This window comes from Stenotrophomonas maltophilia, assembly GCF_023518235.1.
Lineage (GTDB): Bacteria > Pseudomonadota > Gammaproteobacteria > Xanthomonadales > Xanthomonadaceae > Stenotrophomonas.
This window is the reverse complement of the sequence record NZ_CP090423.1, coordinates 2,380,871-2,393,220: the sequence shown is the minus strand read 5'-3', so window position 1 is coordinate 2,393,220 and position 12,350 is coordinate 2,380,871. Positions and strand designations below refer to the sequence as shown.

The 12,350-nt window shown below is 66.6% G+C and carries 13 protein-coding genes, 6 tRNA genes and 1 other RNA gene; 15 read left to right on the top strand and 5 right to left on the bottom strand.

What is annotated here, in order from left to right; all coding sequences use genetic code 11:
* Positions 1–152: 152 nt before the first annotated feature.
* The 7 genes from LZ605_RS11300 to LZ605_RS11270 all read left to right on the top strand — a co-directional run bounded on the left by LZ605_RS11300 (position 153) and on the right by LZ605_RS11270 (position 3,224).
* A complete protein-coding gene (locus tag LZ605_RS11300) occupies positions 153–425 on the top strand; it encodes an HU family DNA-binding protein (protein WP_004146343.1) in 273 nt (90 codons plus the stop codon).
* An 11-nt stretch (positions 426–436) separates the two neighbouring features.
* Positions 437–511 (top strand) — tRNA-Val (locus LZ605_RS11295).
* A 26-nt stretch (positions 512–537) separates the two neighbouring features.
* Positions 538–614: transfer RNA gene (locus LZ605_RS11290), tRNA-Asp, on the top strand.
* Between the two features lie 83 nt (positions 615–697).
* A tRNA-Asp gene (locus LZ605_RS11285) sits at positions 698–774 on the top strand.
* A gap of 87 nt (positions 775–861) precedes the next feature.
* Positions 862–938: transfer RNA gene (locus LZ605_RS11280), tRNA-Asp, on the top strand.
* Positions 939–1,044: 106 nt separating this feature from the next.
* A tRNA-Asp gene (locus tag LZ605_RS11275) sits at positions 1,045–1,121 on the top strand.
* 147 nt (positions 1,122–1,268) lie between these two features.
* Positions 1,269–3,224 (top strand): peptidyl-prolyl cis-trans isomerase, encoded by a 1,956-nt coding sequence (locus tag LZ605_RS11270; protein WP_249844878.1) that lies wholly within the window; start codon positions 1,269–1,271, stop codon positions 3,222–3,224.
* Positions 3,225–3,445: 221 nt separating this feature from the next.
* Here LZ605_RS11270 and LZ605_RS11265 read toward each other — a convergent pair whose 3' ends face one another.
* Both LZ605_RS11265 and gloB read right to left on the bottom strand, forming a co-directional pair.
* Positions 3,446–4,645 (bottom strand): lytic transglycosylase domain-containing protein, encoded by a 1,200-nt coding sequence (locus LZ605_RS11265; protein ID WP_107230007.1) that lies wholly within the window; start codon positions 4,643–4,645, stop codon positions 3,446–3,448.
* Positions 4,642–5,406 carry a hydroxyacylglutathione hydrolase gene (gene gloB, locus LZ605_RS11260; RefSeq protein ID WP_249844877.1) on the bottom strand — a complete coding sequence of 255 codons (765 nt, stop codon included), beginning with the start codon at positions 5,404–5,406 and terminating at the stop codon, positions 4,642–4,644. Before gloB ends, LZ605_RS11265 begins: the two co-directional genes overlap by 4 nt.
* Positions 5,407–5,417: 11 nt before the next feature.
* On the opposite strand from gloB, the gene LZ605_RS11255 reads away from it, so the two are divergent.
* The 3 genes from LZ605_RS11255 to dnaQ are packed head-to-tail and all read left to right on the top strand — an operon-like array spanning position 5,418 to position 7,264.
* Complete coding sequence (locus LZ605_RS11255) at positions 5,418–6,062, top strand: methyltransferase domain-containing protein (RefSeq protein ID WP_249844876.1); 645 nt, start codon at positions 5,418–5,420, stop codon at positions 6,060–6,062.
* 13 nt (positions 6,063–6,075) lie between these two features.
* Positions 6,076–6,528, top strand: a complete 453-nt coding sequence (rnhA, locus tag LZ605_RS11250) for a ribonuclease HI (RefSeq protein ID WP_014036151.1) — start codon at positions 6,076–6,078, stop codon at positions 6,526–6,528.
* Positions 6,529–6,532: 4 nt separating this feature from the next.
* Positions 6,533–7,264, top strand: coding sequence for a DNA polymerase III subunit epsilon (gene dnaQ, locus LZ605_RS11245; protein WP_249844875.1), 732 nt, complete (start codon positions 6,533–6,535; stop codon positions 7,262–7,264).
* Positions 7,265–7,351: 87 nt separating this feature from the next.
* Here the strand turns inward: dnaQ and LZ605_RS11240 are convergent, their stop codons facing one another.
* Positions 7,352–8,056, bottom strand: coding sequence for a PP2C family protein-serine/threonine phosphatase (locus tag LZ605_RS11240; protein WP_107230011.1), 705 nt, complete (start codon positions 8,054–8,056; stop codon positions 7,352–7,354).
* Between the two features lie 166 nt (positions 8,057–8,222).
* On the opposite strand from LZ605_RS11240, the gene LZ605_RS11235 reads away from it, so the two are divergent.
* A tRNA-Ser gene (locus tag LZ605_RS11235) sits at positions 8,223–8,313 on the top strand.
* Positions 8,314–8,619: 306 nt separating this feature from the next.
* The gene (locus LZ605_RS11230) at positions 8,620–9,024 is read left to right on the top strand and encodes a DUF6165 family protein (RefSeq protein WP_107230012.1); all 405 of its coding nucleotides are present in this window, start codon (positions 8,620–8,622) and stop codon (positions 9,022–9,024) included.
* A gap of 46 nt (positions 9,025–9,070) precedes the next feature.
* Here the strand turns inward: LZ605_RS11230 and LZ605_RS11225 are convergent, their stop codons facing one another.
* Complete coding sequence (locus LZ605_RS11225) at positions 9,071–10,117, bottom strand: glycosyltransferase family 9 protein (RefSeq protein ID WP_249844874.1); 1,047 nt, start codon at positions 10,115–10,117, stop codon at positions 9,071–9,073.
* Positions 10,118–10,137: 20 nt separating this feature from the next.
* Here LZ605_RS11225 and LZ605_RS11220 point away from each other — a divergent pair, with 20 nt between their 5' ends.
* From LZ605_RS11220 to LZ605_RS11210, 3 genes are read left to right on the top strand one after another with little or no spacing between them, the layout of a single operon-like run.
* Positions 10,138–10,887, top strand: coding sequence for a 3-deoxy-D-manno-octulosonic acid kinase (locus LZ605_RS11220; RefSeq protein ID WP_057496945.1), 750 nt, complete (start codon positions 10,138–10,140; stop codon positions 10,885–10,887).
* Positions 10,887–11,654, top strand: a complete 768-nt coding sequence (locus tag LZ605_RS11215; RefSeq protein ID WP_249844873.1) for an MBL fold metallo-hydrolase — start codon at positions 10,887–10,889, stop codon at positions 11,652–11,654. Before LZ605_RS11220 ends, LZ605_RS11215 begins: the two co-directional genes overlap by 1 nt.
* Positions 11,651–12,040 carry a DUF4440 domain-containing protein gene (locus LZ605_RS11210; RefSeq protein ID WP_249844872.1) on the top strand — a complete coding sequence of 130 codons (390 nt, stop codon included), beginning with the start codon at positions 11,651–11,653 and terminating at the stop codon, positions 12,038–12,040. The genes LZ605_RS11215 and LZ605_RS11210 overlap by 4 nt, the downstream gene beginning before the upstream one ends.
* Positions 12,041–12,123: 83 nt before the next feature.
* Here the strand turns inward: LZ605_RS11210 and ffs are convergent.
* An RNA gene (gene ffs / locus LZ605_RS11205) (signal recognition particle sRNA small type) lies at positions 12,124–12,214 on the bottom strand.
* Positions 12,215–12,350: the final 136 nt, after the last annotated feature.

Sequence of the window (12,350 nt, the reverse complement as noted above, 5' to 3'; positions counted from 1 at the left end):
CCGCTGGTATAAAAGCAGCACTCGCGAATGAGTGATCGCTGGCAGCGATGACTGAATCGGCGAACCGTTTCCACATGGCGGCCGCATGCAGAACGCATGCGGTTGCTTCCCTGTCGAATAAGCGGAACCCACCGCCAAAGGAGTTGTAGAGAATGAACAAGACCGAATTGATCGATGCCGTTGCTGAAGCTGCCGACCTGACCAAGGCCGAGTCCAGCCGCGCTGTCGATGCCGTCGTTGCTGCCGTCACCAAGGCGCTGAAGGACGGCGATGCGGTCACCCTGGTTGGCTTCGGTACCTTCCAGGTCCGCGACCGTGCTGCCCGCACCGGCCGCAACCCGAAGACCGGCGACACCATCAAGATCGCTGCTTCGAAGAATCCGTCGTTCAAGGCTGGTAAGGCCCTGAAGGATGCTGTAAACTAAGCGGCTCGCTGGGGTGCTTAGCTCAGCGGTAGAGCGTCTCCTTTACACGGAGAGGGTCGGGGGTTCGAAACCCTCAGCACCCACCACAGCACCGCGGTAAAAGTTTGAGTGTGGAGCGGTAGTTCAGCTGGTTAGAATGCTGGCCTGTCACGCCGGAGGTCGCGGGTTCGAGTCCCGTCCGCTCCGCCATTCAACGAGGCCTCCGGCCAAAAGCTGGAGGCTTTGTTTTCTCCCCGGTCCAGGCCGGCAGGAAACAAAAGCAGCAACAACGCGGAGCGGTAGTTCAGCTGGTTAGAATGCTGGCCTGTCACGCCGGAGGTCGCGGGTTCGAGTCCCGTCCGCTCCGCCATTACATCGAGGCCCCCGGTTCAACGCTGGGGGCCTTGTCTTCTCCCCGGAAGGTTCGGGAGGAAGGCGAAAAGGTTTTTGCAAGAACGGAGCGGTAGTTCAGCTGGTTAGAATGCTGGCCTGTCACGCCGGAGGTCGCGGGTTCGAGTCCCGTCCGCTCCGCCATTGCAGAATTCTTAAGTCCTTGTGAAAAAACTTTGAAAAAAGTGTTCACCGGGCTGGGTTTCCAGGGAGTCTTCGGATATACTGGGCGCCTGCAAAGTTTCAGCGCGGAGCGGTAGTTCAGCTGGTTAGAATGCTGGCCTGTCACGCCGGAGGTCGCGGGTTCGAGTCCCGTCCGCTCCGCCAACTCTAAAAGCCCTCGGCGCAAGCCGGGGGCTTTTTCTTTGTGTCGTCGCGAAGCGGTGCGCAGCCCACGCCGGTGCTGCTTTTGGTCCCTGCCACGAAGCGGGTTACACTGCCGGGCTCGCCAATCAGGCCTTGTGATTCCTCACCATGCTGCAGAAACTCCGCGACAAGACCTCAGGCTGGATCGTCACCGTGATCCTGGGGCTGCTGATGATTCCGTTCCTGTTCGTGATCGACAACAGCTACCTCGGTGGCGTTGGCGCACAGAACGTGGCCAAGGTTTCCGCGCCGCCGACCTGGTGGCGTTCGGCACCGTCGTGGTGGCCGGTGCGCATGCTGTGGCAGCACCATGAGATCAGTGCGCAGGATTTCCGCACCCGCTTCGAGCAGGAGCGCATGCGTGAGCGCCAGCAGCAGGGCGAGAACTTCGACCCGCGCGCGTTCGAAAGCACCCAGAACAAGCTGGCCGTGCTCGACCAGCTGATCGACGAGCAGGTGGTGCGCCTGGTCGGCGAGCAGGCCGGCGTGGTGATCGGTGATGGCGCGGTGCGCGAGTACATCGCCACGATGCCGGCCTTCCTCGATGCGAACGGCAAGTTCAACGAGAACAACTACCGCCTGGCGCTGGCCGGCGGCAATCCGCCGCGTACGCCGACCCAGTTCCAGGAGCTGGTGCGCGAGAGCCTGCAGCAGTCGGTGATCCCGGCCGGCCTTCAGAACTCCGGCTTCGTCACCCAGGCCGAAACCGAGCGCCTGCTGAAGCTGCTGGGCGAGACCCGCGACGTTGAACTGGCCGCGCTGCCGGAAGTGCCGGCCGATACCGCGCCGGTCACCGATGCACAGATCAAGCAGTGGTATGACAGCCATGGCAAGGATTTCCGCCAGGCCGAAACCGTCTCGCTGGAGTATGTCGAGATCAACGGTGGCAACCTGCCGGCACCGACCCCGGCCGACGAAGCAACCCTGCGCAAGCGCTATGAGGAAGAGAAGGCGAAGTTCACCTCGCCGGAGCAGCGCCAGGCCTCGCACATCCTGATCACCGGTGACGGTGCCGAAGCCAAGGCCAACAAGCTCGCGGCCGAAGCCAAGGCGGCCGGTGCCGACTTCGCTGCATTGGCCAGGGCCAATTCGGAAGATCCGGGTTCGAAGGCGCAGGGCGGTGACCTGGGCTGGGTCGAGCGTGGCGCGATGGTCAAGCCGTTCGAAGACGCCCTGTTCGCGGCCAAGGCGGGCGAGGTGATCGGCCCGGTCAAGACCGATTTCGGCTATCACATCATCAAGGTGGCCGCGGTGCGTGGCGGCCAGGGCAAGTCGTTCGAGGAAGTGCGTGACACGCTGGCCGCCGAGCAGCTCAAGGCCGATGGCGAACGTGGCTTCAACGATCTGGCCGGCCGTCTGGTCGATGCCATCAACAAGAGCCCGAGCGATCTGGCGGCGGCGGCCAAGGAAGTGAACCTGCCGCTGCAGACCCTGGGACCGATCACCCGTGCCACCGCCAGCGGTATTGCCGCCGATCCGGCCGTGCTGCGTGCTGCATTCTCCGACGTGCTGGTGCAGGACGGTACCGCCAGCGATCCGATCGCCCTGGGCGGTGCCACCAACCACAGCGTGGTGATCCGTGTGGCCGCGCACACCCCGGAACAGGCGCTGCCGCTGGACAAGGCGCGTGAGCAGGTGATCGCCGCGATCCGTGCCGATCGCCAGCGCCAGGCCAGCGACAAGGCCGCCGATGCCATCCTGGCCAAGCTGAAGGGTGGGGCCACCCTGCAATCGCTGGCGGCCAGCGAGAAGCTGCAGCTGAGCCCGATGCCGGGCCTGCCGCGCAGCCAGCCGGTGCCGACCCCGGAAATCAACCGCGCCATCTTCAGCGCGCCGGTGCCGGCCGAAGGCAAGCCGAGCTACGGCAAGGTGGATGTCAACGGCCACGCGCTGCTGTTTGCGGTGAACAAGGTCAACCCGGGCGACATCAAGGAAGTGACCGCCGAGCAGCAGAAGCAGCTGAAGGACCAGCTGAGCCAGATCGACGGCATGGCCGCTGCGAAGGGCTACATCGAGACGATGCGCAAGAAGTTCGTGATCCAGACCACCGAAGCGAACCTGTAAGCGTCGCGCCATCGGTGAACGGAAAAGGCCCGGCATTGCCGGGCCTTTTTTGTGGGTGTGCGTAAGCGTGGAGCCTGCTCTGCCACGTTCTCTAGCGTCGAGCTTGCTCGGCTGGGTACACAGAAGCGGTCGAGCAAGCTCGACTCTACGGGGCGGTGTTTCGAGGGCAAGAAAAAAGCCGAGCGTGGGCTCGGCTCTACAGAGAGTGCCTGGCGGGCGCGTCAGTCTTCGACGCGCAGCACCGCGCCCGGCTTCAGCACGCTGCTGCCGCTCAGGCCGTTCAGCGACAGCAGGGCCTTCACCGGCATGCCGTAGCGGCGTGCGATGGTCCAGGCCGACTCACCATCGCGGACGGTGTGGCGGCGGCTGCGCGGACGATCAGCGATCGCCGCAACGGTCTTGGCGGCCTGCGGCGTGGGCGCTGCGGCAGCCACCGGTGCGGCGCTGGCGACCAGCGCGGTCGCCGTCTCGGTTACCGTCGCATTGGCGGCCGAGACCGGCGCCAGCACGCGGGTGGTGCCCGAGGCGCGGCCACCGCCGGCCAGGGCCGGGTTGAGGCGGGTGATGCGGGCCGGGTCCAGGGCGCGCTGTGCGGCCCACTGCTGCACGCTGGTACCGGCCGGCAGGGTGTGGTCCTTCAGCACCGGTACGGTGCGGTCCAGCGAGGCCATTACGCCCGGCTGGTCTTCCACGTCTTCCAGCACGCAGGCCAGGGCATGCAGCTTCTCGACGTAGGCATAGGTGACCGGCGACAGGCCCGGCAGGGCGGACGGCTTGGCGTTCTGCGCGTTCATGCCGGCCTTGCGCAGCGATTGCAGCACGCGGTACTCACCGGCGTTGTAGGCCATCGTGGCCAGGCGCCAGTCGCCACCGAACATGCCGTGCAGGGTCTTCAGGTAACGCACCGCGGCCTGGGTCGAATCCACCGCCGACAGGCGGCCATCGTAGCCGTTGCTCATCGGTACGCGGTGGTTGCGTGCGGTGGTGGCGATGAACTGCCACAGGCCGGTGGGGCCGCTGCCGTTGCGGGCGTTGGGCCGGTAGCCGCTTTCCACGAACGGGATCAGGGCGAACTCGGTGGGCAGGCTGGCCTTGCGCAGCTCTTCGACCACATAGCCGAACAACACCAGGGCATCGTCATCCTGGTTGGCCAGGCGCGAGGGCGCATGGGCGAACTGCTTCTGCCAGCGCGGGCTGGTGGCCTCGGCGTCGCAGCTGGGCTCAGCCAGGCCGTCGCGGAAGCTGGTGAAGATCTCCTGGCCGTTGCGCACCGATGGTGCCGGCAACGCTGCCGGATCCAGCGGCAGGGCAGCAGCGGCGGTCAGGTTCTGGCTGATGCCGGCGCCCAGCGACTGCGCGCCCGCGTTCCCGGCCAACCCCAGGGCGAGCCCCAAGGCCAGCGTCAGACTTCGGCGCATCATGCGCGGAAGCCGTCTTTCCAGTGCCGGAGACCGGCCATCACGTCGACGTCGTCCACGACGTCACGGCCCAGGTGTGCCGACACCGACGCACGGATCGGCGCGGTGTGCACACGCAGGAAGGGATTGCAGTCAAATTCGTTGGCCAGGGTTACCGGCAGGGTGGAACGGTCATCGCGGCGCATGGCCAAAGCCTCCTCTTGGCGCTGCCACAGGGCAGCGTTGGCGGGGTCGACATGCCGCGCGAAGACGGCATTTGACACGGTGTACTCGTGGGCGCAACAAAGCAGCAGTTGCGCGGGCAAGGTACCCAGCTTGCGCATCGATGCCAGCAGCTGGGACGGCGTACCTTCGAACAGGCGTCCACAGCCCAGGCTGAACAACGAATCTCCGCTGAAAAGATGTTCAGCAGTGTGAAACGCGATGTGGCTGCGGGTATGCCCGGGCACGGATAGTACGTGGAACATCTGCCCCAGTGCCTGAACGCGTTCACCTTCGCCGACCCGCTCGGTCGCGCTGGCGATGCGCTCTTCCACGGGAGCCACCACCCGCACGCCGGGAAAACGGGCCTGCAACGCGGGCACGCCGCCGATGTGATCGTCGTGGTGGTGGGTGAGCAGGATGGTGTCCACGCGCAGGCCCTGATCGGCCAGTGCGAGCACCGGGGCGGCATCGCCAGGGTCGACGACCACGGCCGCGCCGTCGTCGCCGCTCAGTGTCCAGATGTAGTTGTCCGCAAATGCGGGCAGGGCAGTCAGTCGCATAGAATTGGACCATGCCCGCGCTGCAGAGCACCCGTCAAGCGAGCCAGACCCCGTGGTTCGATAGCGAACCGGCGGCGGCCCTGCGCGTTCTGGAACGACAGTTGCTGTTGCCGCAGCTGTCGGCGCTGCCTGCGCAGCCCTGGTTGTGGATCGCGCCGAGTGCGGCCTGGCTGCGCGACGCAGCACTGGGCGGGCGCGGCCTGCGCCTGTACCGGCAGGGGGGCGGCTATGCCGGTGATACCCGCTGCGCGCTGCCGTTGCCGCTGGCCAACGAGAGCGTCAATGCCATCGTGCTGCAGCATGTCACCGCCGCCGATGCGGACCGGCTGCTGGACGAGTGCGAACGCGTGCTGATGCCGGGTGGGCACCTGTGGTTGAGCAGCCTCAATCCGTTCAGCCCCTACCGCACGCGCTGGCGCCAGCATGGACTGGTGGTGCGCACGCCGCAGCGGATCCGCCTGCTGCTCGGCCGCCATGGCCTGGAGTGCGACGATATGCGTTACCTCGGCCCGCTCTGGCGCGGCGCCGGCAGCCGCCGACCCGGTGGCTGGGCGCCACTGCGCGCCGCCTGCCTGTTCCATGCGGAAAAACGCACGCTGGCCCTGCCCGGGCCGAAACCGTTGCCGGTGCGCTGGCACGGCACCGTTGCTACCTGATCCTGGAGTTGTATTGAAAACCATTGAAATCCACACCGACGGTTCCTGCCTTGGCAATCCCGGCCCGGGCGGCTGGGCTGCGTTGCTGCGTTACAAGGGCCATGAGCGCGAACTGAGCGGCGGCGAAGCGCACACCACCAACAACCGGATGGAGCTGATGGCGGCGATCTCCGGGTTGGAGACGCTGACCGAGCCGTGCAACATCGTGCTCTACACCGATTCGCAGTATGTGCGGCAGGGCCTGACCCAGTGGATGCCCGGCTGGATCCGCAAGAACTGGAAGACCGCCGGCGGCGATCCGGTGAAGAACCGCGAGCTGTGGGAGCGCCTGCATGCGGCCACGCTGCGGCACCAGATCGACTGGCGCTGGGTGAAGGGCCACTCCGGTGACCCGGACAATGAACGGGTGGATACCCTGGCCCGCAACGCGGCGATCCAGATCCGCGATTCCAGCCCGGTAAACTGAGCCCATGCGTCAGATCATCCTCGATACCGAAACCACCGGCCTGGAATGGAAGAAGGGCAACCGCATCGTCGAAATCGGCTGCGTGGAGCTGTTCAAGCGCCGCCCGACCGGCAACAACTATCACCAGTACATCAAGCCGGACTGTGAGTTCGAACAGGGCGCGCAGGAAGTCACCGGCCTGACCCTGGAGTTCCTGGATGACAAGCCGGACTTCGCGCAGATCGCCGATGAGTTCCTGGCGTTCATCGATGGTGCCGAACTGATCATCCACAACGCGGCGTTCGACCTGGGTTTCCTCGACAACGAACTTTCGTTGCTGGGCCCGCAGTACGGGAAGATCACCGACCGCTGCACGGTGATCGATACGCTGGTGATGGCACGCGAGCGCTTCCCCGGTCAGCGCAATTCGCTGGATGCGCTGTGCAAGCGGCTGGGCGTGGACAACTCGCACCGTGCGCTGCACGGCGGCCTGCTCGATGCGCAGATCCTGGGCGATGTCTATATCGCTCTGACCTCGGGCCAGGAAGAGATCGGCTTCGGCCTGGGCGATGACGAGGGCGGTGGTGCCGGTGCGGCGCTGCACGCGTTCGACACCAGCAAACTGCTGCCGCGCCCGCGCGTGGTGGCTACGCCGTCGGAATTGGAAGCGCACACCGCGCGGCTGGAGCGACTGCGCAAGAAGGCCGGCCACGCCCTGTGGGATGGCCCGAAGGTGGAAGAACCCGCCAGCGCGTAATACATCGAGGTAGTGCCGGCCGCTCGCCGGCATCTGCGTGATACGAGGTTTCCCGATGAGCCGGCCAGCGGCCGGCACTACCGTGCGTCAGTGGCAGCGCACCAGGATCACGCTGATGTTGTCGCGGCCGCCGCCATCGAGTGCGGCCGCCACCAGGGTGTCCACGCATTCCTGCGCGCTGGCATCGTCGAAGGCCAGGGTGCGTGCGATGCCACGGTCATCCACCTCTTCGGTGAGGCCGTCACTGCACAGCAGCAGCTGCATGCCCGGGCGCAGCTCACCGCTGGTGGTGGCCACATTCAGATGCGCCGGATCGGTCACACCCAGTGCCTGGGTGACCACGTTGCGGTGCGGATGTGCGCGCGCCTGTTCGGCGGTCAGGTTGCCCTGCGCGACCAGCTCCTGCACCACGCTGTGGTCCTGGCTGAGCTGGGCCAGCTGGCCGTCGCGCCACAGGTAGGCACGGCTGTCGCCAACCCAGGCCACTTCATAACGATTGCCCTGCACGCGTGCGGCGACCACGGTGGTGCCCATCGGCAGCGTGTCATTGCGCCGGCGCGAGGTGCGGATGATCTCTTCATCGGCGGTGCGGATGGCCTGCACCAGCGGTGCACCGCGCCGCACTTCGCGGACGATGGTCTCGCGAGCCAGCGCGCTGGCTACTTCGCCGCAGGCGTGACCGCCCATGCCGTCGGCCACCAGCCACAGGGCCAGCTCGCTGTCACCGTAGTAGGTGTCCTCGTTGAGCTCGCGGCGCAGGCCGGGGTGGGTGAGGTGTCCGAATTCGATCATGGTGGGTCGTGGGCGGGGTATTGCGGGGGAGACAGGCATCATCGGGGGGCCGCCAGCATCCGGCAAGGCATGCGCCGAGGAAATTTTCACTTCATTGGCTGGAATGACTTGTCGCCGGCCTCACTTCCTCGTATGATGCGCGTCCCCGGTCCGCCGGGGACCACCCGGAGAGGTGGCAGAGTGGTTGAATGTACCTGACTCGAAATCAGGCAGGCGTTTATAGCGCCTCGGGGGTTCGAATCCCCCCCTCTCCGCCAGATAAAGAAAAAGGGCTGCCGAAAGGCAGCCCTTTTTCTTTATCTGGCGCGGGACGCGACGCGCTTTGCGCGTCGCCCCACACGTTGCTGCGCAACGCGTGGGCCCCTGCCTTTGCCTGCCTCTCCCCGCCCCTGGCGGGGCAGCCCCTCAACAGAGGGGCTTGTTGCTCCAGATGCATCAGTAGATCCACGCCATGCGTGGATGCTGTTCCTGCCGGGCTGGACCAGCCGCGCATCGTGTGGATCCACCCATCCCATCGCGGGCCGCGGGTTAAACTGCCTGCATCATCTGCTGGAGCTTTCCCCATGACCGCTGAAATCCTCGTTCCCGTTTCTTTCGGCGAGCTGCTGGACAAGATCTCGATCCTGCAGATCAAGTCCGAGCGCATCAGTGACGAGGGCAAGCTGGCCAACGTGCGCAAGGAGCTGTCGGCGCTCGACCAGACCTGGATGGCGCACCCGGCGGCGGTGAAGGACATCGCCCGGCTGCGTGCCGAGCTGAAGACGGTCAACGAGCAGCTGTGGGACATCGAGGACGATATCCGCCTGAAGGAAAAGGCGCAGGCGTTCGACCAGGGTTTCATCGACCTGGCGCGCAGCGTCTACCTGCGCAATGACGAGCGCGCACGGATCAAGAAGGCGATCAACCTGGCGCTGGGTTCGGCCTATGTGGAAGAGAAGTCCTACCAGGATTACGCGCAGCGCGGGTGAGGTAGACCCGCCGGGCGTGGCCCGGCGCTACCGATGATCCATCGACTCAGGTGAGGTGGTCCGCCACGTAGCGTTCGAAGGCGGCGATGCCGTCCTCGACGGTGATCAGTTCCATGACCTCGTCGAACTCGATCTTGGTGCCCCACTTCAGGTCGGCCGCCTGCTTGCCGAGGTACTTGCGCGCAGCATCGTCATAGCGGTCCACGCAGTAGCGGCGGTCCGAGTAGGGGCCGCTGCGGTGCGGATTGCTGGCCGCATGCAGGCCCAGCACCTTGGTGCCCATCGCGTTGGCGATATGCATCGGGCCCGAGTCCGGGGTCATCACCAGGTTGGCGCGGGCCAACAGGGCGGGCAGCTGCTTGAGCGTGTCCTTGCCGACCAGATCCAGTGCCGGTACAGGCAGCTGCGCCTGGATGGCATCGGCCATGCTGCGCTCCAGCTCGCTGCGGCCACCGCACAGCACGACCTGCCAGCCGCGCTGTGCGGCATGGTTGGCCACGGCGGCATAGCGGTCGGCGTACCAGTTGCGGCGCACGTGGCTGGAACACGGCGAAATCATCAGCACCGGGCGACCGTCGTCCTGCCACTGCGCGGCAGCCCACTCATGGGCGGACGGCGGTACCGCCAGATCCCAGCTGACCTCGGTCTGGCGCAGGCCCAACGGTTCGCAGAAGCTGCCGATCGCATCCAGTACGTGGATGCCCGGGCGGTCGGGAATGCGTTCGTTGATGAAGAGCCCGTGCAGGTCCTTGGAGCGGCTGCGGTCGTAGCCGATGCGGCGATCGGCCGGAATGAAGGCCGACAGCAGATTGGCGCGGAATGCGACCTGCATCTGCAGCAACGCTTCAAATCGCCCCGGTGGCAGCTGCTTGCGCAGTTCCTTGACGCCGGCCATGCCGCTCTTCTTGTCGTAGGCGTGGAAGGTGACGCCCGGCAGGCCATCGAGCAGCTTGTGGCCGGCCTTGTCGATGATCCAATGGATCGGCGTATCCGGGCGCGCGGCCTGCAGGGTGCGCACCAGGGGCACGACATGGGTGACATCGCCGAGTGCGGACAGGCGCAGGAGGCACAAGGATGAGGACGCTGATGCCATGTGTTGTTAGACTCAATGAAATGGTCGCATTCGACGCCAATGAAGCGCTGACGCCATGCCGCGAGGGTCGCGGCATCGGGGCCATTCTGTTCGACCGCGAGCGGCTGCGGCAAGCCGAGATCGGCCTGTTCTCGCCGCAGCACTGGGGCAGCAGGGCCCGGCCGGTGGGCGAGGGTGGCCGGGGCAGTGCCTGGTTCGTCGATGCGCCGTTCGGCGCCAGCGTGCTGCGGCACTACCTGCGGGGCGGCCTGGCCGCCAAGCTCAGCCATGACCAGTACCTGTGGCGCGGCTCGGACCGGACCCGCAGCTTCGCCGAATTCCGGCTGATGCGCGCGCTGCGCGAAAAGAAGCTGCCCGTGCCCCGGCCGATCGCCGCGTTCTACATGCGCGAGGGCCTGCGCTACCGGGCTGCGATCCTGATGGAGCGGATCGAGGGCGTGCGCTCGCTGGCCGACCGTGCACTGGTGGCCGGCCGCGGCGCGCCGTGGGAGGAGACCGGTCGGTTGATCGCCCGCTTCCATCGTGCCGGGCTGGACCATGCCGACCTCAACGCGCACAACATCCTGTTCGATGGCAACGGCCACGGCTGGTTGATCGACTTCGACCGTGGCGTCATCCGTATTCCGGCCACCGCCTGGCGTGAACGCAATCTCAAGCGCCTGCTGCGCTCGCTGATCAAGCTGCGCGGTGAACGCAGCGTGGAAGACGTGCAGAAGGACTACGCGCGGCTGCGCCGCGCCTATGACATGGCCTGGAACCGGGGCACCTGATGGACTGGTCGTTGCGTTTCCTCGGCGTCGGCAATGCGTCGGCGGTCGAGCTGGGTTCGCCGATGTCGGTGATCGAACGCGATGGCCGGCCCTGGCTGACCATCGATTGTGGCGGCGAAGGCCTGACCGCCTTCAAGGCGCACTACGGGCACATGCCGCAGGCGCTGTTCGTCACCCATGTGCATCTGGACCACGTGGCCGGCTTCGAGCGGCTGTTCGTCGATACCTTCTTCAGTGCGCAGCGGCGTGGCAAGGTGCGCCTGTATGTGCCGGCCACGGTGGTGCCGCTGCTGCACAAACGCATCGGTGACTACCCGAACGTGCTGGCCGAGGGCGGTGCCAATTTCTGGGACGCGTTCCAGCTGATCGTGGTGGGCGATGCGTTCTGGCACGAGGGGGTGCGCCTGGAGGTGTTCCCGGTGCGCCACCACTGGCCGGAAACGGCCTATGGCCTGCGCCTGCAGGGCGCGCTGACCTGGAGTGGCGATACCCGGCCGATTCCGGAGATGCTGGCCCGCTTCGCCAGCGACAACGAACTGGTCGCCCACGACTGCGGCCTGCACGGCAACCCGTCGCACACCGGCGTGGATGACCTGGAGCGTGAGTACAGCGCTGAACTACGGGCGCGGATGATGCTGTACCACTACGCCAGCGTGGCCGATGGTGCGGCGCTGGCCGCGCGCGGGCACCGTGTCGCGCAGCCGGGGCAGTGCGTGCCGCTGGCCAGCCCGACGGCGCCGCACGTGTCGGTGCAGGATCCGCCGTGAGCGGCACCGGCCAGCCCGCCGACGCGGCACTGGCCGCTGAACTGGAGGCATTGGAACGTGCGCTGCATGCACCGCAGGTGCGCGCCGACAGTGAGCGCCTGGCTGCATTGCTGGACGAGGATTTCAGCGAGATCGGCAGTTCCGGGCAGTGTTATGGCCGTGCGGCCGTGCTGGCGGAGATCCCGCTGGCGCGGGCGCAGGTGCTGATCGAGTCGGATCGGTACGCGGTGCGGCTGTTGGCCGATGGCTTGGCACAGGTGCGCTACCGCAGCCGCTATCACGTCGATGGGCAGGCGCAGCGCTGGGTGCTGCGCAGTTCGCTGTGGCGCCGGCACGCGCAGGGGTGGCGGGTGTTGTTCCACCAGGGCACGCCGGAGGCACGGTAGCGCCGGGGCATGCCCGGCGAGGGGCGCCAACCAAGGTTGGCAGCTACCCGGGCCGGGCGTGGCCGGAAAAGGCGGTGGCCCCGCCGGCTGGCCTCGGCGCCCGCGTCGATCGATACCGTTGCTGCCTTCCGGCCCTGGCGGGGTTTTCGACCTAGCGTCGCGAGGGGCCGACGGGGCCACCATAGAGACGTTGGCCGCCCGGTGGGCGGCCAGTTCACGGATCAGGGGAAGCAGCGCGGGTTGCGCCGGAGACCACAGCCGGACTGCGCATCGGCTGGCCGATGGCAGACGCGCATTCTACCGCACGCGC